Source organism: Longimicrobium sp., from assembly GCA_036389795.1.
GTDB lineage: Bacteria > Gemmatimonadota > Gemmatimonadetes > Longimicrobiales > Longimicrobiaceae > Longimicrobium.
On record DASVWD010000234.1, the window covers coordinates 78,403 to 97,423 of the forward strand.

Genomic DNA, 19,021 nt, shown 5'->3' on the forward strand with positions numbered 1-19,021 from the left:
CTCGCACTCTCGCACTCTCGCACTCTCGCACTTTCGCACTTCCGCACTCCACGGCACCCGCCCTGCATCCCTCGCCCCGCGCAGTCCGGCCTCTCCTCGATCCCCCGTCCTTCCATGAGCCGACTGATCGGAACCGTCCACCTGAAGCTGGAGGCGTCCGCCGACGGCAAGGCCGACCTGCGCCAGGGCTTCTCGGCCGTGGCGCTGGTTGGGCGCTACCTGTGGGCGGCGTGCGACGAGACCGCCACGCTCGAGCGGCTGACCTGGCTGGGCGAGGGCCGCTTCGGCGAGCACCGGAGCTTCGCGCTGGAGGAGCTGCTCGACCTCCCCAACCCGGGCGAGGAGGTGGACCTGGAGGGGCTGGCCTGGGCGCCGCCGTACCTGTGGCTGGTGGGCTCGCACAGCCGCCGCCGCGGGCACGCCGAAGAGGGCGGCGCCGAGGAGCGGATCGCCGCGCTGGCGGAGGTCGACACGCAGGACAACCGCTACCTGCTGGCCCGCCTGCCGCTGCACGAGGAAGAGGGCGGCGAGGTGGTGCCGTGCCGCGAGTGCCCCGACCCGAACGACCCCGACCTCCCCCTCACCGCCGCGCGCCTGCGCGGCGACGGGCGCGACAGCCAACTGGTGGAGGAGCTGCGCGGCGACCCGCACCTGCGGCGCTCCTTCCGGGCGCCGTCGAAGGAGAACGGCTTCGACGTCGAGGGGCTGGCGGCCGCGAACGGGCGGCTCTTCCTGGGGCTGCGCGGCCCGGTGCTGCGCGGCTGGGCCGTGGTGCTGGAGGTGGAGCCGCGCCAGGGGAAGAACGGGATGCTGCGGCTGCGCCGGATCGGCCCCGGCAAGCGGCGCTACCGCAAGCACTTCCTGGACCTGGACGGCCTGGGCGTGCGCGAGCTGGTGGCCAGCGGCGACGACCTGCTGGTGCTGGCCGGGCCCACCATGGACCTTCCCGCGCCGGCCGCCCTCTACCGCTGGCCGGGCGCCCTGCACGCCGACGGCGACACCATCGTGGGGCGCGACGACCTGGAGCGGCTGATGGACCTGCCGCACGACGTGCAGGGCGGGAAGGACCACCCCGAGGGCCTCTGCTTCCTCCCGCTGGAGGGGATCCCGCCCTCGGTGCTGGTGGTCTACGACTCCGCCGCGCGCCACCGCGTGACGCGCAGCGGCATCCGCGCCGACGTCTTCGCCCTGCCCAAGCAGGGGGAGGAGGGGTAGGCGGATGCCGCGTGAGTGCGTGAGTGCGTGATTGGGCGAGTGCGTAAGTACGAAAGTACGAAAGTACGTAAACGCGCTGTCATTCTGAGGCCCGGCCACACGGGCCCGGCACTGCACGAACGACGGCAGGGCCGAAGAATCTTCTCACCTCGCCACGTGGGCCGGGCGCGGTAGCGGCGCGGATGCCGGACCAGGTACGATCCCTCGATCCCCCGCCGTCCGAATCCGACCTGAGGAAGCTCCCCCGCGACCGTTTCCACGCCGCCGCTCCTCCCGTATCCGCCACGGTTCGTCCCGGGCACCGATTCCTCATCCCACCGCCCTCCTGTTCCTCCTGTCCCCAGCGCTGATTAGGGGAGGACAGGGACCGGATCACCCCGTTTCCATGACCGGGCTTCCTGGCTCGTCCGGCTCGCCCACCCCGGCGAGTTCGGCACCCACCCTCCACGCAGGGGCAAGAGCGATGTCGAGAATCTCGATCGACGAATTCCGGGCCCGCCTCGCCGGCCCGGAGCCGGGCGCGCTCCTCCAGGCGTACCGCGAGCTGGCCCGCCGTCCGGACCTCCGCCACCGCGCCGCGCAGCTCGGCGAGTGGATCCCCTGGGGTGACGCCCAGACGCCCCGACAGGCCTGAACCTGGCGGAGTGACCGCGACCAGCCACCCCGAAGGAGCCCGCGATGGACCCCGTCCCGCTCAACCAGGACCCCGAGGCGGTCTACGCGCTCTCGGAGCAGCTGCTGGGGGCGAGCCAGCAGGAGAGCTTTCCGTACGAGTACGACATCAACGGGAGGCCCTTTCTGGTGTTCGCCAACGTCTTCTCGCCCAAGCACCTCCCGGGCGCGGAGACCTTCTCCCGCATGCTGCCGTTCGTGCCGGGGATCGACTTCCTGGAGATCGGGCCGGGGACCGGGGCGGTATCGGTGTTCGCGGCGCTGGCGGGGGCGCGGCGCGTGGTGGCGGTCGACATCAACCCCGACGCGGTCGCCAACACCCGCGCCAACGCCGAGAAGCACGGCGTCGCCGACCGGGTGGACGTGCGCGAGGGCGACGTGTTCGGCCCGCTGGAGCCGGGCGAGCGCTTCGACCTGATCTTCTGGAACTTCCCCTTCGGCTACGTGGAGCCGGGGATGGAGCTCACCCCGCTGCAGCGCTCCACGCTCGACCCCGGCTACGAGGCCACCCGCCGCTACGTGGCCGAGGGCCCGGGCCGGCTCGAGCCGGGCGGCCTGCTCACCCTGGGCTTCAGCGAGACCATCGGCCGGCTGGATCTGGTGGAGCGGATCGCCGCCGAGGCGGGCCTCGTGGCGCGCGTCATCCGCCGCGCCCCGCCCCAGCCGCAGCTCCCCATGACCTTCGAGCTGATCGAGCTGGCGCCGCGCACCAAGGGCATCGCCGGATGATTTTTCACGCAGAGCAGCAGAGTCAGCAGAGGACGACGAAAACCTCTGCTGCTCTGCGTGAGACTTCCAGGCCGGACCTTACTGTCGAGCCGATCCGAGCAGACCGCGGGACGATGCCGATCGCGGGAGAGGCGCGGGCGCCGGGGCGGATGTAGATTGCGGCGGAACGGAAGACGAGAACCCGCGAACCCTCCACCCCCATCCGCCGATGCTCCACGTGACCAACGGCGACTGCGCCGCCGACGTGATCCGCGAGGCCGGGCTCCCCGGCGAGGTGCTCCCCTGGCGCGACGTGCTGCACGAGGGCCCCGTCCCCGCGCGGCTGCCGCTGGAGGAGCTCTCGGCCGTGCGCGCGCGCTGGATGGACGGGCACGGCTGGGTCGCGCCGGAGGTGTCGGTGGCCGGCGAGTTCGCCGCGCGCGACCGCACCCTGGCGGGCTTCCGCGACCACGACGAGGTGGTGCTCTGGTTCGAGCACGACCTGTACGACCAGCTCCAGCTCGTGCAGCTCCTGGACTGGTTCGCCACGCAGGACCTGGGCACCACCCGCCTCACCCTGGTCTGCGGCGACGAGTACCTGGGCCTGTCCACCCCCGCGCGCCTGGCCGAGCGCTTCGCCGGGCGCCGGCCGGTGACGGACGCGCAGCTCGCGCTCGGCGAGGCCGCCTGGAACGCATTCCGCTCCCCGGACCCCACCGCGGTCTCGTCGCTCCTGGCGGAAGACACCTCCGCGCTGCCGTGGCTGGACGGGGCGCTGCGGCGGCACCTGGAGCAGTTCCCCTCCACCCGCAACGGCCTCTCGCGCAGCGAGCAGCAGGCGCTGGAGGCGCTCGCCGACGGCGCGCGGACGCTGCGCGACGTCTTCCTGGCGCACAACCACCGCGAAGATCCCGTGTGGCTGGGCGACGCCCCGCTGGTCGACTACGTGGAGGACCTGGCGCGCGGCGACGCCCCGCTGGTGCGCATCGGCCGCAACGGCGACGGGCTGCTGGACCGCGGCGTGGAGCTCACCGACGCCGGCTGGGCGGTGCTCGACGAGCGCGAGGACCGCGTGCGGCTGAACGGCATCGACCGCTGGCTGGGCGGCGTGCACCTGCGCGGCCACGAATCCCCCTGGCGCTGGGACCCCGGAGAGCGCCGGCTGGTCTCCACTTCCGCCTGACCGCCGGGCCGGACTCCCCGAAAATCAACTCCCGACGCACGCCGCCGCGGGACCGGTCCGGTCCCGCGGCGGCTTTTCGCGGCGGCAGAACCGCCTCTCACCGAATCAGCAGTAGCAGTAGTAGAAGCGGCCGAGCTCCGCCTCGACGCTGGGGAGCGGGCTGAACACGAAGCTGGTGCCGCCGGCGCTCCCCCAGAGGATCCCGTACAGGTACGGGTTCAGCGTCCCGAAGCTCGCGAACACGGGCGAGCCGCTGTCGCCCCCGCCCACACCGGCGTTCACGAACATCTGGCAGAACAGGTGGATGTTCGTGCCGCCCACGTTCGTGTTGACGCAGGTGTTCGTGACCGGGCCGGCCGTCCAGCCCGTGGTCCGCCCCACCTTCTCCAGCGTCTGGCCCACGTACGGCGCGCTGATGTACGGCTGCGTGGGGCTCCAGAACCCCCAGATGGTGAACGTGGGGGGCGAGCCGAAGGTCAGCGAGCCGGAGAACTGGCCCGAGAACTGGGTGTGGGCGATGGCCCCGAACGCGTCGACGCCGGGCCACGCCTGGTCGTACTGGACCAGCGCGGCGTCGCTGTGCCGGCAGCGCAGGCCCGCCGGGCAGCTGCCGCCCGTGAAGTACAGCGGGTCGCGCACCTCGAAGCCGATGTGGTTGCCGGCGGCCACCGACGGCTGGTAGTACTGCGTGTTCTCCACCCCGCCCTGCACGTCGGTGCAGTGCGAGTTGGTCATGAAGTACGAGATCCCGTCCCACCCCTGGCCCGGCACGTACGTCTCCGCCGCCGGCCCGTGCGTGCAGAGGTTGAAGCTCCACGCGATCTGCAGGCCGGCCACCGGCGGCCGGTAGAAGTCCTGCAGCGTCTGCACCTGCACCACGGGCGCGCGCTCCTCGATGAGCACCGCGTCGCGCGGCAGCCCCAGCCGGGCGAGCGCCGCGGCCACGCGAGTCCGCACCGGCGCGTTCTCCACGGCCACCACCACCCGGTTGCGGGCCTCGTCGATGTCGGTGAAGACGACGCCCTGCATCCCCAGCACCTCCGGGTCCAGGCGCGAGCGCCACTGCTTCAGCTCCGCGAAGCCGAAGCGCCCCCGCAGGACGCGGAAGTCGCGGGCCGCCCCGCGCTGGCGGGGGCCCAGGACGGGCTCGATGGCCGCCGCGGCCGCCCCGCGCTGCGTGGTGTCGGTGAGGAAGACGTTGAGGCGCCCCGCCCGGTCGTAGTACATCCCGCCGAACCCCGGCACCGAGCCGGCCACCCGCAGCAGCTCGTCGTCAATCGGGGCGACCTTCACGTCCCGCGGGGGCGTCCCCTCGGACAGGCGGACCTGCTGGGGCCGCGGTCCGTCGGGCGGCGGCGCGGCGGGCTGGTCGGTGCAGGCGGCGGCGAACACGATGGACGCGGCGAAGAGCCGCACGGGAGAGAGGAACGCTCTGGACATGGCTACATCCCTCTTGGTGATCTGGGACCCACCCCGCGGATCGGCCGCGGGGCCTCGCATCGGCCGTTGATGGGAAAGCATGGCGCCCGCTCACGCCGGTAGCGGCGTCGCACGGCTGCCGATGGCGAGCGGGAGGCGGGGCCCGGGCCAGGGCGCAACGAACCGCCGGGCGTGTCTGGAGCGGCAGACGGCGGCGGACGCACCGCGCCGGGATGGTGCGGCGGGTTCTCTGGAGCGTGGCAGACAGCGATGCAGCACCCATGGTGCCCCACCACGACGATTCTACGATCTGAAGTCCTGTTAGGAACTACACACTCGCGCATCGAACCCAGGGCGTTCGGCGCGTGCTCGCTCCGACGCCGCAGGGAGTGTGCCTGTGCGACTGATGTTCCGAGGGTACTCCCGTCCGCTACCGGAGCGTCAATCGACCTTGGCCGCGACGCGGTTCTCAGTGAATACTGGCTGGATAGGAACTTGGCTTCCGTCTGACGGGCCGGCAGCCGAGGTCGGCCGAGGAGAGCCGAGGTGGCGCCTGCGGGCCCACGACTACCAGAAGCACCCTCGGGCTGGTGGACCGTCTGCTGCTACGGCTGCGCCGGCGGCTTGAAGAGCTGTCGGAAGGCCTGGAGCGCGGCGGGGTGGTAGATGGTGGCGTGGGTTTCGTTCGGCAGGCTCTGGTAGAACAGGTGGTCCCCGGGAAATCCGCTCTCCTCCAGCACCCTCGCCAGGCGCTGGGTGAGCGCCGCAATCTCGTTCTTGCTGCTGGCCAGGTACAGCCTTTCGCCGTGCCGGGGGCGGGCCCGGAGGGACGGGGCCGCGCTGCCGAGCAGCCGCTGGTCGTTCCACCACAGGCTGGGATCGAACGCGATGTAGGTGTCGAAGAGGTCGGGCTCGAGGAAGAACGTCTCCACGACGAACAGGCCCGCCAGCGACTCTCCCACGATCGCCGTCTCGTCCGTGGTGCGGTAGCGGGCCCTCACCTCCGGCATCAGCTCGGTGCGGATGAAGCGCCGGAAGGCCTCCGACCCGCCGACGACCGGGGCAATCTTGCGGTCTTCCTCGTTCTCGGTGGGCCCCGTCAGGTCGCGGCGGCGCTGGGTGTTCTCGATGCCGACCAGCAGGAACGGCCGCATGGTTCCGTTGGCCACCGAGATCTGCACCAGGCCGGCGATGTGGAGGAAGTCCTCCGCCATGCCGCCGTCCGGCATGTAGAGGACGGGCAGGCGGACGGAATCGGCCGAAACCGCGGGCGCATAGACGTTGATGCGCCGCGTCTCGCCCAGGACCCTGGAATCGATGGTGAACGTCTCGCCGATGACCAGCGGCGACGGGCCCGAAGCCGCCGCGCGGGTCTGCGCGAGGAGCGCCGCGCCCGAGAAGACGGAGAGTACAGAAGCGAAAAGGAGCGACCTCATAGGCGATCCATCTCCCGCGGAAGCGTGACCGTGACTCACCCGGTGCATCAATCTGCGCCGCGTCTCTGGTCGCCGGCAACCCGTAGTGCGCAGGTGCACCCCAGACGAGCGACTCAAGTACTGACGCACTCACGCACTTTCCCCATCTCCTCCTCCCCCGCGCCGAATCTTTCCCCCGGCCCTCGCGGTATTGTCCCGCGCCGCCGTGGCACGCATCCTCCACGGCGGATGCGGGGTTCGCCACGCTCACCAGCCTGGACGGGGAATGTCGAAGGTCCTGACCGAGACCACGCACGCGCCGGTGCCGCAGGCGGGCACCCTCAAGCTCCAGCCGATCAAGGACGAGGAGCTGAAGCGCGAGGCGCTGGAGAAGATGAAGTTCCGCGCCACGGGGCTGCTGGTGGCGGCCGCCGTGGTCAACGTGATCGCCCGCATCCTGGAGGTGCGCTGGCCGGGGTTCGGCTACCTGCGCGCCACCGCCGAGGCCGCCATGGTGGGCGGGCTGGCCGACTGGTTCGCCGTCACCGCCCTCTTCCGCTACCCGATGGGGATCAAGATCCCCCACACGGCCATCGTCCCCAACCGCAAGGACCGCATCGGCAGGAGCCTGGGCAGCTTCGTGCAGAACAACTTCCTGTCGCCGCCGGTGATCAGCATGCGGCTGAAGCACGCGCAGATCGCCCGCAAGCTGGCCGACTGGCTGAGCGACCCCGCGCACGCCGAGGTGGTGGGCAGGCACGCCGCCGCCGCCGTGAGCGGCGTGATGCAGGTGCTGCGCGACGAGGAGGTGCAGGAGGTGATCGAGGACACGGTGGTCCGCCGCGTCCGCGAGACCCAGGTGGCCCCGCTGATGGGGAACGTGCTGTCGCTGGTGACCGCCGAGAACCGGCACCAGGAGCTCTTGAACGCCGCGCTGCGCCTGATCGACCGGCTGGTGGACGAGAACCGCGACGCCCTGCGCCAGCGCATCCGCGCCGAGCTGCCCTGGTGGGTCCCCTCGCCGATCGACGAGAAGATCTACCAGAAGATCATCAACGGCGTGGACCACACGCTCGACGAGGTGGCGAGCGACCCCAACCACCCGCTGCGGGCGCGCTTCAACGAGGCGGTGGCCGAGTTCATCGAGCGGCTGAAGAGCTCGCCCGAGCTGATCGAGCGCGGCGAGCACATCAAGGAGGAGGTGCTGGAGCACCCGGCGGTGCGCGGCTACTCGGCCTCGCTGTGGACGGACCTCAAGGCCTCGGTGCTGCGCCACGCCGCCGACCCCGGCTCGGAGTTCCGCGGTCGCATCGCCCACACCGTCAACCGCTTCGCCGAGTCGCTGCGCGAGGACGAGGAGCTGCTGGCCAAGATCGACGGGTGGATCGAGGGCGCGGTGCTCTACTTCGTGGAGCAGTACCGCGGCGAGGTGGCCGAGCTGATCTCCAGCACCGTCCAGGCGTGGGACCCCGAGGACACCACCCGCAAGATCGAGCTGCAGATCGGCAAGGACCTGCAGTTCATCCGCATCAACGGCACGCTGGTGGGCGGCCTGGCGGGGCTCTTGATCTACGCGATCTCGCAGTTCTTCGCGGGATGAAAAGAAGTGCGTGAGTGCGTGAGTGCGTTGGGTATCCGAGCTGTTACGCACTTCCGCACTCACGCACTAACGCACTTGGGTTTTGGGCGTGTCCCTCCGCTGCGCTCCGGGCCGGGCTGCGCGCACGGTAGGGCACGATACGACCGTGCCCAACCGCGCCGGGCCACCGCCGCCACGATACCCCTGTGGCGGCGGCGTCCAGGCCCTCCGGGCGCGCATCCCTCACGCAACGGCATCCCCCTGCAGGCGTAAAGTCCACCCTCTCCCGAAGTTGGGAGAGGGTTGCCGCTCTAAGGCGGCGGGTGAGGGCCCCGCGCGGGCGCCAGTCGAAGCGGCCCGCACTCACGCACTCACGCACTCACGCACTCACGCACTCACGCACTTCCCCACCCCTCCCCAAACCCGCCTCCATGTGTTAAGATGTACGCTCCGTGCACTTTCGGAGCGAATGTCGTTGCAAACACAGGAAATCCAGCTACCCACCGAGAGCGAGGTCCGCCGGCGCGTCGGCGACGGCGTCTTCCGGCGCGGCGACGAGTACTGCCGGCGCGGGGCGGTGCTGTCGCTCAGCCGCCGCGGCGGGGCGCTCCTGGCCGAGGTCGCCGGGAGCGAGGCGGCGCCGTACCGCGTCACCGTCACCGTCGGCCGCCGCGGCGAGGTGCGGGCCGCCTGCACCTGCCCGTTCATGGAGGAGGGCGACGGCTGGTGCAAGCACGTGGTCGCCGCCCTGCTGCGCGCCGAGCGGGAGCCCGAGGCGGTGAGCGAGGAGCCCGCGCTGGAGACCCTGCTGGCGCCGCTCACCGCGGAGCAGCTCCGCGCGTTCGTGGCCCAGTGGGCCGGCGAGGACCCCGACGGCTACGACCGCGTGCGCGCCTACGCCGCACGCTGCCGCGAGCCCGGGGGAGGGCGCGAGTCGGTGGACGCCGTGCGCCGGGCCACCCGCCGCCGCGTGCGCCGCATCCTGCACTCGCTCGACCACCTGGACCCGCCCGAGACGCGCCGGCACGCGGGCGAGCTCGCCAGCGCGGTGGAGGAGGTGGTCGGCGAAGCGCTCGACTGCGCGCGCGGCGGGGAGTGCGCCGCCTCCCTGGCCATGCTGGAGGCGCTCACCGCCGAGTACGTCGCCGGCTGGACCCGGCTGGACGACTCCGACGGCGAGCTGGGGGCGGTGTTCTGGACCCTGGCCTCCGCCTGGGCCGAGTCCGTGCTCACCGCCCCCCTCACCCCCGAGGGGCGCCGCGTCCTGGCCGACCGGCTGCAGGAGTGGAGCGCCGAGGCGCGCAGGCACGGCGTCGACTCGTTCGACCTGGCCGTCGCCGCCGCCGAGGAAGGATGGGAGGCGCCGCGCGTGGCCCGCGCCCTCGCCGGCGAGCCCGTCGCCCCGCGCGAGGCGGCGGACGGTGGCGAGGACCCACGGGCGGACGAGGACGCCGGCGACGACGAGCACGGCTGGTCGTGGCGCGACCTGGCGGAGATCCGCCTGGAGGTGCTGGAGCGCTCCGGGCGCCGCGAAGACGCGCTCCGCCTGGCGCTGGCCGAGGGGCTGCACGGGCGCGCCGCCGACCTGCTGCTCGCCGGGGGCCGCGTGGACGAGGCGCTGGCCCTCGCCCTGGAGCACCCCGCCTCGCACGCCGAGACGCTGGCCCTGGCGCGCCGCCTGTGGGCCGAGGGCGAGGCGGAGCGCGCGCTGCAGCTGGGCGAGCGGGCGCTCGCGGACCCGGGCGCGAAAGACGCCGCGCCGCTGGCCGCCTGGGTGCGCGACCGCGCCCGCGAGGCCGGCCGCCCCGCGCTGGAGCTCAGGGCCGCGGAGCACGCCTTCGCCGCCGCGCCCGACCTCGCCGCCTGGCAGGCGCTGCGGCGCGCGGCGGGGCGCGAATGGCCGGCGCTGCGCGAGCGGATGCTGGAGCAGCTCCGTGCGGGGCCGCGCCGCCCCTGGCCGGGCGTGGTGGACGTCCTGCTGCACGAGGAGCGCTTCGCCGACGCGCTCGACGCGGTGGAGGAGAGCCGCGACTACGAGCTGGTGGGCCGCGTGGCGGACGCCTGCGCCGAGCGCCTCCCCGCGCGCGTGATCCCCCTCTGCCGCGGGCACGCGGAGGCGATCATGGACGCGGGGCAGTCCGGCGCCTACGGCGCCGCGGCCCGCTGGCTGCGCCGCGCCAGGCGGGCGTACGCCGCCGCCGGCCGCGAGCGCGAGTGGAGCGAGTACCTGGCGCGGCTCCTCGCCCGCCACCAGAAGAAGCACCGGCTCCGGCCGATCCTCGAGTCGCTGGCCCGGCCCACCTAGACTGCCATCTCCCTCCCCGCGCGAAAATCCTCGCTCCCATGTGGGCCCGCCGTTAGCTTGGGACCGCGAAACCTGGTCCCCGTCCACCCGTAGTACCCACGCCCGGGCACCGCCCGGCTCCGAGTCCCGATTCGCCTCCCCCCACATCCACAAGGAGTATCGAATGGCTCGCTCGCTGACCGAACGGATGATCGGCGCCGCCATGCTGGACGTGTCGGTTTACGAGGAGGTGGAAGCGGACACCACCGCGACCGGCCAGGCCGCCCTGGTCGTCGCCATCGTCGCCATCTGCTCCGCCATCGGCGCGGCGGGCAATGGGGGCAAGGGAATCATCGGCGCGGTGATCAGCGCCTTCATCGGGTGGGTGATCTGGGCGGCGCTCACCTATGCGATCGGCACCGGGCTCTTCAGGGGAACGGCCACCATCGGCGAGCTGCTGCGCACGCTGGGCTTCGCCATGAGCCCCGGGGTGCTCTACATCCTCGGCTTCATCCCGATCCTGGGGCCGCTGGTGGCGATCGTGGTGAAGATCTGGATGCTGGTTACCGGCGTGGTCGCCATCCGCCAGGCGCTCGACATCGACACGGGGAAGGCGGTGCTCACCGCGCTGATCAGCTGGCTCGTCATGATCGTCGTCGGCATCATCATCGCCATGATCGTCGCCGGCGTGGCCCTCACGGGTGCGGCCATCGGCGCGGCCTTCGGCCTCTGACCGGTGACGGAGGCGGGAACGGTGCCGAGCGTGAGGTGATGCCGAAGATGGGCAAGCGAAGCCGCCCGGCGGGAAGTCCCGCCGGGCGGCTTCGTGTTGGCTCAGAGGCCGTTCGGGCGCGGCCTCTCCAGCAGCAGGGGAGCGTACTTCCGGTGGAACGCGGGCGCCAGGCGGAGGCAGAAGTCCTCCGTGGTGCCGCCGCGCGCCAGGTAGCGCCGCATGAGCGCGCACTGCAGCGCGACGTAGGCCGCGAACCCGGTCGGGCACTCCTCGACGAACCGACGTGCAAGCTCCATAGGGTCCTTCCTTTCCGGCACCGTACCCCGGTGCCGGGCCGGTCAAAGGCATTGGCCGTGCCGCTTGGCTCATCGCCGCTGAATCCGCGCAAATGCTTTGCGTTTCAACGGGTTTTCCCGGCACGGCCCGAGCCCGCGTGTTCCAGCGATGGGACAGTTGCCCCCGCGAGGGGACAGCGTTCCGTTACAACCTCTCCTGGAAATAACGTCCCGGAGGGTGATACGTCTGACGGCGGGGGCGAGGTTTCAGGGACCGGCGGGAAGATCAGGGCCCGAAGTACTCGGCGGGCGTGGAGACGCTCACGTCGCAGAAGCGACGGATCTTCTCGAAGTCGCGGAGGTTCTCGGTCACGACGGTGGCGTTGGCACGCTTCGCGGTCCGCGCGATCAGCACGTCACGCAGGAGCCGCTGCTGCTCTTCTTTCGGGATGGCGCTCGTATGGCCGACGCGGCGCGACCTGAGGCCGCGGTAGAGGGAGTTGAGGATCTTCCCGGCCATCCACCAGTCTTCGCCGTTGGGGACGAGGAGCTTGCCTTCAGCCTCGTACTGCTTGCGGAAGGCGTCCCAGGCACGAATCTCCGCCGCGTCGGATGCACCCGCGGTGAGCTCCTGGAGCACCACCGCGGACAGGAGAGAGCTGCGAGGATAGTTCTTGCCTGAAAGCTTGGCCAGGACGTTCGTGTCGAACGTGACAGGAGTCGATGTCAATCCAGGCGCCCCTCGGCCTCCCGACGTGCACGCACCTTCTTCAAGAACTTGAAGAACAACTCGTCCGTTTCGGACGTGGACAATTCACGGCGCGGCCGGCCGTCGGCATCGGCCCGGAACAGCCTCGCCGAGAGCTTCCGCGCCAGGGGGTTGGCCGCCTCGTAGGCCTCACCCTCCGTGTCGAAAACCGCCTCGGTGCGGCGGCCCACGCGCACGGCGAAACGGCCGTCGACGGGGACGATGCGCACGTGGGTGCTGCGACGCCTGGGAGCGCTGCCGTTGGTGGGCTCGGGGCCGTTCGCGGGCACCTTGGGCTGCTTCGTGGCCATCGATCCAGAAGGCGGAGGTTCCTGCCGTACGAAGTGAATCTGGCCGCAAACCGTACGGACCTTACAAGCTAATCACGGCCCGAAGATCCCGCAAGCGACTCCCGGCAGGATCTTCTCCTCTGCGCGCCCTCACCGGTCCACGTAGGTCTCGAAGAAGCCGGGGGCGCGGCCGATCACCCGGCCGCCTTCCTCGATGGTGGCCACGCCGCGCATCTGCACGAACCAGCGGCGGCGGGGGCGGCGCATGTCCGTCACGTGCGCGGCGGCGACGTCCACCGTCACCTCGAGCCCCCTGCGGCGGTCCGCGAAGGTGAAGCGGCGGGGGACGGAGACCGTCGCGGCGCCGGCGCGCTGCGGGCGCATCTCGGCGAACTCGATCGGGCCGGGGCGGTAGACGCCGCGCACGCCGCGCCCGTCCACCAGGTACGCGAAGAGCCCCTCCGCGGCCGTGGAGTCGCCGCGGACGACGCCGTAGAGGAGCGAGAGGCCGGCGTCCGAGGCGGAGCCCCACTCCCACGAGACGTCGCGCCAGACGCCCCAGTTGTGGTCGTGGTACGCCTGCGCGCCGCGCACCGCCTCGCAGCGGGGGAGGCAGACGGTGCCCTCGGCGGTGGCGTACAGCGCGGGGGCCACGTAGCCGGAGACCAGCGCGGACCCGCCGATGTCGGTGGGGGGGAAGTAGCGGCGCGGTGACGGCCGCACGCGGAGGTCCACCCGCACCCCGCCCGCGTCGCCGCGCACGCGGTACGCATCTCCCTCGAAGCGCACGAACGCGCCGCCGCCGAAGCTCAGGTCCGGCGAGGCGGTGTCGAAGCGGACCTGGTCGCCCGTGACGTCGCGCTCCAGCGAGCGGTGCGTGCCGCCGGGCTCGCGCACGGTGATCAGCACGCGCCCGCCCCAGCGGCCGGGGACGCCCACCAGGCCGCCCACCATCAGCGTCACGTAGAGCCAGCGGCGCTCGTCGAGCACCACGTTGAAGTAGTGCCACTCGGCCCAGGTGGAGTCGAGCGCCGCGCCGGCCGGACGGTGGAAGTGGTCGATCTCGCGGAAGAGCTCGTCCGGCGTGGGCGAGGTCCAGCGGCGGTCGGCCTCGGAGTCGGCCCAGCGGCCGGAGAGGAGGGCGGCCGCGGCGCCGGCCGCGCGGGCGCGCGAGGGGATCTCGCCCGTGGCGACGCTCGGCCAGCGGCGGCCGCCGGCGAACAGCTCCACGCTCGCGCCGTCGATCAGCGGGCTGGCGGCGGCGATGCCCAGCTCGTCGCGGGCGCGGGGCGACTCCAGCACGTTGCGGTGGACGAAGCGCGCGTGGTCGATCCCGATGAACAGCGAGGCGACGCCGCCGGCCTTGAGCATCTCGGCGCTCACGCCGGAGGGGACCACCACCACGTCACCGCCGCCCACAAGCTCCTTGTCGCGCGCCTGCAGGAGCATCGCCTCGCCCACGGCGAGCAGCACCACCATCGTGGCCACACCCAGGGCGTAGCCGGCCAGGAGGAAGGCGGCGCGCCCGGGGCGGTTGCGCAGCTCGGCCCAGACCAGGCGCGCGATCATCGGCCGGCGCTCACCACCAGCCCGTCGGCCATCTCCACCACGCGGCCGGCGTGGCGGGCGACGTCGGGGTCGTGGGTGACGATCACCATGGTGGTGCCGTCGGCGTTCAGGCGGGCGAAGAGGGAGATCACCTCCTCGCCGGTGCGGCGGTCCAGCTCGCCGGTGGGCTCGTCGGCGAAGAGCACCTCGGGGCGGTTGGCCAGCGCGCGGGCGATGGCGACCCGCTGCTGCTCGCCGCCGGAGAGGTGCGGCGGGCGGTGCTCCAGCCGGTGCCCCAGCCCCACGTACTCCAGCAGCTCGCGCGCGCGCCGCCGCCGCTCCGGCCTGGGCACGCCCGCTTCGGCCATCGGCAGCTCCACGTTCTCGGCGGCGCTGAGCACGGCCAGCAGGTGGAAGCGCTGGAAGATGAAGCCCAGCCGCCGGAGCCGGAGCGCCGAGCGCGCCCGCTCGCCGAGCGCGTAGAGCGGCTCGCCGAGGAGCCTCACCTCGCCCGCGGTGGGCGGGTCGATCCCCGCCAGCACGTTCAGCAGCGAGCTCTTCCCGCAGCCGGACGGGCCCACCACGGCCACCATCTCCCCCGCGTCCACGTCCAGGTCCACGCCGCGCAGCGCGCGCACGGCGTCGCCCCCGTACGGGTACTCCTTCACGATCCCGCGGGCCTCGATCACGCGGCGCATACCGGCGGATGCGTCGTCCGGCACCGTCATCTGCTCTTCTGTTATTCCCGAACGTGTCTCAGTCATTCCATCTCTCATCTCGTGCTCACAGGCGATTGCGCCGGGAGCGGCCCACCAGCGGGGGCGAGTAGATCCCTCGGGTCGCTACCGCGCCCCTCGGGATGACATCGTATCGGGGCCGAGGTTTTCTCTACCGATCGAATCACTCCGCCTCCTCGCGCAGGGCCTGGGCGAGGGAGGCGCGGACGGCGCCCAGGCCGGGGACGCAGCCGGCGAGGGCGCCGATGGCGATCACCAGGCCCACGGCCAGGCCCACGCGCCCGGCCTCCCAGGCGAAGAAGGTCATCCGCGCGGGGATGCCGGGGAAGGAGAGGAGGATCCGGTCCAGCCGCCCCGCCATCCACAGCCCCAGCGGCAGCCCCGCCAGGCACCCCAGCGCCGCCAGCGCCAGCCCCTCGGCCACCACGGCCAGCAGGATGCGCCGCCCCGCCACGCCGATGGCCCGGAGCGTGGCGATCTCGCCGAAGCGCTCGCGCACGCCGATGGTCACGATGGTGGCCACCAGGAGCGCGGTGACCACCATCGACACGCTCCCCAGGATCGCCGCGAGCTGCCTGAAGTAGCTGAGCCGGCGGTCCATCTCCACCATCAGCTCGCGGGTGGAGTAGGTGGAGACCTCGGGGACGGCGGCGGTGATGCGGCGCGCGAGCGAATCCTCGTCCACCCCCTCGGCCGCGGCCACGCCGAAGAGCGAGACCTCGCCCGCGCGCCCCGTGGCCGCCCGCACGTCGTCGATGTGCAGCGCCAGCGAGTGCTGGCCCTCGTAGTCGAAGACGAAGTCACCGAAGCCGGCCACGCGGTACATCCGCGTCTCGCGCGCCCGGCCGAGCGAGACGTCCAGGTCGCCCGCCAGCGTGATCGAGTCTCCCACCGACAGCCCCTCGTCGCGCGCCAGCGGTTCGCTCACGACCACCTCGCCGCGCCCGGGCTCGCGCCCCTCCACCACGCGGTAGAGGAACTGCGCGCGCGGGTCGATGCCGACGGTGAAGAGCGGCGGGCCGGCGCTGTCGCCCTCCGCCACGCGGAGCTGGGCGCCGAGCACCGCCGCCACCGAGCGCACCCCCGGGACGGCGGCGATGCGGCGGCCCACCTCCTCGCCGTCGGGGATCCCGGCCTCGCTGTCGAAGGGGAGCGTGCCCTTCGGGGTGACGCGCATGCTGTAGCCCGTCATCCCCAGCACCTCGCCGAAGGAGACGGTGAGCCCCGAGGCGAGCATGGTCATGTCGATCAGCAGCGCGGCCGAGACGGCGATCCCCGCCAGCGCCAGCAGCGTGCGGCCGCGGCGGCGGAAGAGGGCGCGGAGCGAGGCGGCGACGATCACCGCTCCCCCAGCTTCTGCGGCGGCACGGTGACCACGCGCCAGGCGGCCAGCGCGCCGGCGGCCACTCCCAGCGCCAGCCCCAGCAGCGCCGCCAGGAGCACGATGCGCGGCGTGACCAGCGCGAAGCGGAGCGTGGTGTCGTAGACGCGGGCGTAGTGCGCGTTGACCAGGCGCGCCGACACGAGCCCCAGCCCCGCGCCGGCCGCGCTGCCCGCGATCGCGATGAGCACCGCCTCGATCACGATGGCGCGGAAGACGGTGCGGCGGCTGATGCCGATCAGCCGCAGCATCGACACGTCGCGGCGGCGCTCGTCCACGCGGATCACCATCACGCAGAGGAGGAAGATGGCGCTCGCCAGGATGGTGACCACGCCGATGGCGTCGTGGAAGCGCGAGACCACGGCGAAGGTGGCGCTGGTCTCGCGGGCCAGCGCGGCGCTCCCGTAGGCGCGCGTGCCGAAGGCGATCCCCTCGATCCAGCGCGCGGCCGAGTCGGCGCGGGCGCCGGGGGCCAGCGCCACGGCGAAGCGGTCCACGCGGTCGGCCTTGCCGGTGAGCGCCTGCAGGTCGGGGAGGTGGAAGCGCACCTCGTACTCGTTGCGTGCGATGCGGTTGGGGTCCGCCTCGCGCTCGAAGACGCCGGCCACCACGAACGGCCGCGGCGCGTCCCGCGCGGCCAGCGAGCGCACGCGCACGGTGTCGCCCACGGCGAGCGGCACGGACTCGGCCAAGCGCCGCTCGACCAGCACCTGAGGGAGCGGGCCGGGCGCCTGCGCGAGCGCGGCGGCGACGGCGAGGGCGGCGATCATGACCACACGGTGCGAAGTGCGAGAGTGCGAAAGTGCGAGAGTGATCCAGGGCAGCCTCCAGCCTTCGGACCAGCCTCACGAACGTCGTGAATCTATCTTGGACAAACCCTATACGTCCAGGGCCGGACATCCAGCGTTGCCGAGGAGGGCCCGGCGAGATCCGGACCGAAGTTCTCGACACCCGCCCTCTGGGCTGGGGCTGGCGGGTCGGTACTGTGCGCGACGCGGGGAGGCCCCCTCCCCCGCTGCGCGGTGGAGGGGGGTTGGATCGGGTTCTTCCCATGGTGACCGATCCTCTGGACAGACCCCGCCTCTCGCGCTACCTCTTCTCCCGACGCCCACCCGTCTCCCCGACCTCGATGCAAGCTTCCGCCACACGCACCGCCCGCTCGGGCCGCCTCGCGCGCGCCGACGCACGCGGACGCCCGGACGCCGGGAGCCCCGCGCAGCGCCTGGCCCTGCGCGCGCTCCAGGCGGGCGCGGTGCTCGTGGTGCTCGCGGCGGCGACGTACAAGGTGTTCGAGCTGGACCGCTTCTTCGTGCCGAAGGAGCTGGCGCTGCACCTGACGGCGCTCGTGGCGGGCGTGCTGTGCCTGGGGGCGGCGCGGCGGGCGTCGGTGTCGATGATCGACCTGCTGCTGGCGGGGTTCCTGGCGCTCGGGGCCGTCTCGGCCGCGCTGGCGCAGAACCCGTGGGCGGGGGTGCGCGCGCTGGCCATCAGCTTCTCGGGCGTGACGGTGTTCTGGGTGGCGCGCTCGCTGGGGCGCGCGGGGCTGGCGCGTCCGCTCCTGGTCGCCCTCGCCGCCGCGGTGGTGCTCGGGGCGGCGATGTCGCTCGCGCAGGCGTACGGGGTGCGGACCGACTTCTTCAGCCTGAACCGCTCGCCGGGGGGGACGCTGGGGAACCGCAACTTCGTGGCGCACCTCTGCGCGTTCGGCCTCCCCGTAGTCCTGGTCTGCGCGCTCCGGGCGTGGCGCCTGGCGGGGGTGCTGCTGGGCGGCCTCGGGATGGCGGCGCTCAGCGCCACGCTGGTGCTCACGCGCTCGCGGGCGGCCTGGCTGGCGGTGATCGCGGTGATGGGGGTGCTGCTGGTCGGCTGGCTGCTGGTGCCCCCGGTGCGCCGCCACCTGCGGAGCTGGCTGCGGCTGCTGGTGCTGCTGGTGTTCGCGGGCGGCGGGGTGGCGGCGGCGCTCCTGCTGCCGAACACGCTGCGCTGGAAGAGCGACAACCCGTACGCCGAGACGGCGCGCGGGGTGGTCAACTACCGCGAGGGGAGCGGCCGCGGCCGGCTGATCCAGTACCGGAACACGCTGGGGATGGCGGTGCGGCACCCGCTGCTGGGCGTCGGCCCGGGCAACTGGTCCGTCGCCTACCCGCGCCACGCGAAGGCGAACGACCCGTCGCTCGACCAGCGGCAGGGGGGGATGACGTCCAACCCCTGGCCCAGCAGCGACTGGGTGGCGTTCCTGGGCGAGCGCGGGCTGCCGGCGTTCGTGCTGCTGGCGCTGGCGTTCGCGGGGATGGTGGGGACGGCGTGGCGGCGGATGCGCGCCGCGCGCGACCCCGACGAGGGGCTCTTCGCGCTGGGGCTGCTGGCGATGCTGACGGGGACGGCCGTGGTGGGCGCGTTCGACGCCGTGCTGATGCTGGCGCTGCCGTCGCTGCTGATGTGGGCGGCGATCGGCGTGCTCTCCTCGGGCGAGCAGGGGCGGTGGGACGTGCCGATGGGGGCGGCGAAGCGCGGGCTGGGGATGCTGGCGCTGCTGGCCGTCGCCGGCGCCTTCGCGGCGAAGAGCGCCGGCCAGCTCGCGGCGATGGCGGTCTTCGCGAGCTCGGGGTCGACGGAAGCGCTGGAGCGGGCATCTCGACTGGACCCCGGCAGCTACCGCATCCACCTGCGCCTGGCGCGCGCCTACCGCTCGCGCGACCGGCGCTGCCCGCACGCGAACGCCGCGCACGAGCTGTACCCGGAAGCCGCGGCGGCGAAGGCGCTGGCGCGGCGCTGTCCGCGCGCAGAGTAAGACCCCTCACCTCGGCGCCTCGCGCGACGGAACCGCGTGTGGG

General features: G+C 72.8%; 17 protein-coding genes. 8 read left to right on the forward strand and 9 right to left on the reverse strand.

The window, feature by feature from the left end:
• Nucleotides 1-114: 114 nt before the first annotated feature.
• From VF746_27690 to VF746_27705, 4 genes are all read left to right on the forward strand, one after another.
• Nucleotides 115-1,215, forward strand: a complete 1,101-nt coding sequence (locus tag VF746_27690; protein HEX8696232.1) for a DUF3616 domain-containing protein — start codon at nt 115-117, stop codon at nt 1,213-1,215.
• A gap of 463 nt (nt 1,216-1,678) precedes the next feature.
• Nucleotides 1,679-1,849: a hypothetical protein gene (locus VF746_27695; GenBank protein HEX8696233.1), complete on the forward strand. Its 171-nt coding sequence runs from the start codon at nt 1,679-1,681 to the stop codon at nt 1,847-1,849.
• Nucleotides 1,850-1,893: 44 nt separating this feature from the next.
• Nucleotides 1,894-2,616, forward strand: a complete 723-nt coding sequence (locus VF746_27700; GenBank protein HEX8696234.1) for a methyltransferase domain-containing protein — start codon at nt 1,894-1,896, stop codon at nt 2,614-2,616.
• 208 nt (nt 2,617-2,824) lie between these two features.
• Nucleotides 2,825-3,778 (forward strand): DUF1835 domain-containing protein, encoded by a 954-nt coding sequence (locus tag VF746_27705; GenBank protein HEX8696235.1) that lies wholly within the window; start codon nt 2,825-2,827, stop codon nt 3,776-3,778.
• Nucleotides 3,779-3,883: 105 nt separating this feature from the next.
• On the opposite strand, the gene VF746_27710 is transcribed toward VF746_27705, so the two are convergent.
• Nucleotides 3,884-5,218, reverse strand: coding sequence for a hypothetical protein (locus VF746_27710; GenBank protein HEX8696236.1), 1,335 nt, complete (start codon nt 5,216-5,218; stop codon nt 3,884-3,886).
• Nucleotides 5,219-5,802: 584 nt separating this feature from the next.
• Nucleotides 5,803-6,633: an alpha/beta hydrolase-fold protein gene (locus VF746_27715; protein ID HEX8696237.1), complete on the reverse strand. Its 831-nt coding sequence runs from the start codon at nt 6,631-6,633 to the stop codon at nt 5,803-5,805.
• A gap of 265 nt (nt 6,634-6,898) precedes the next feature.
• On the opposite strand from VF746_27715, the gene VF746_27720 reads away from it, so the two are divergent.
• From VF746_27720 to VF746_27730, 3 genes are all read left to right on the forward strand, one after another.
• Entirely contained in the window at nt 6,899-8,212 is a 1,314-nt protein-coding gene (locus VF746_27720) for a DUF445 domain-containing protein (protein ID HEX8696238.1), read from the forward strand.
• Between the two features lie 454 nt (nt 8,213-8,666).
• Nucleotides 8,667-10,496 carry an SWIM zinc finger family protein gene (locus VF746_27725; protein ID HEX8696239.1) on the forward strand — a complete coding sequence of 610 codons (1,830 nt, stop codon included), beginning with the start codon at nt 8,667-8,669 and terminating at the stop codon, nt 10,494-10,496.
• Between the two features lie 163 nt (nt 10,497-10,659).
• Nucleotides 10,660-11,208: a YIP1 family protein gene (locus VF746_27730; GenBank protein HEX8696240.1), complete on the forward strand. Its 549-nt coding sequence runs from the start codon at nt 10,660-10,662 to the stop codon at nt 11,206-11,208.
• 101 nt (nt 11,209-11,309) lie between these two features.
• Here VF746_27730 and VF746_27735 read toward each other — a convergent pair whose 3' ends face one another.
• The 7 genes from VF746_27735 to VF746_27765 all read right to left on the reverse strand — a co-directional run bounded on the left by VF746_27735 (nt 11,310) and on the right by VF746_27765 (nt 16,957).
• Nucleotides 11,310-11,504: a hypothetical protein gene (locus tag VF746_27735; GenBank protein ID HEX8696241.1), complete on the reverse strand. Its 195-nt coding sequence runs from the start codon at nt 11,502-11,504 to the stop codon at nt 11,310-11,312.
• Nucleotides 11,505-11,769: 265 nt separating this feature from the next.
• A complete protein-coding gene (locus tag VF746_27740) occupies nt 11,770-12,213 on the reverse strand; it encodes a hypothetical protein (protein HEX8696242.1) in 444 nt (147 codons plus the stop codon).
• Nucleotides 12,210-12,542, reverse strand: a complete 333-nt coding sequence (locus VF746_27745; protein ID HEX8696243.1) for a hypothetical protein — start codon at nt 12,540-12,542, stop codon at nt 12,210-12,212. Before VF746_27745 ends, VF746_27740 begins: the two co-directional genes overlap by 4 nt.
• A 129-nt stretch (nt 12,543-12,671) precedes the next feature.
• Complete coding sequence (locus VF746_27750) at nt 12,672-14,090, reverse strand: hypothetical protein (protein HEX8696244.1); 1,419 nt, start codon at nt 14,088-14,090, stop codon at nt 12,672-12,674.
• On the reverse strand, nt 14,087-14,833 hold the full coding sequence (locus VF746_27755; protein ID HEX8696245.1) for an ABC transporter ATP-binding protein: 747 nt from the start codon (nt 14,831-14,833) through the stop codon (nt 14,087-14,089). The genes VF746_27750 and VF746_27755 overlap by 4 nt, the downstream gene beginning before the upstream one ends.
• Before the next feature lie 136 nt (nt 14,834-14,969).
• Entirely contained in the window at nt 14,970-16,148 is a 1,179-nt protein-coding gene (locus VF746_27760; protein ID HEX8696246.1) for an FtsX-like permease family protein, read from the reverse strand.
• Nucleotides 16,145-16,957, reverse strand: a complete 813-nt coding sequence (locus VF746_27765; GenBank protein HEX8696247.1) for an FtsX-like permease family protein — start codon at nt 16,955-16,957, stop codon at nt 16,145-16,147. Before VF746_27765 ends, VF746_27760 begins: the two co-directional genes overlap by 4 nt.
• A 359-nt stretch (nt 16,958-17,316) precedes the next feature.
• Between VF746_27765 and VF746_27770 the strand changes: the two genes are divergently transcribed.
• A complete protein-coding gene (locus VF746_27770; GenBank protein ID HEX8696248.1) occupies nt 17,317-18,978 on the forward strand; it encodes an O-antigen ligase family protein in 1,662 nt (553 codons plus the stop codon).
• Nucleotides 18,979-19,021 lie beyond the last annotated feature (43 nt).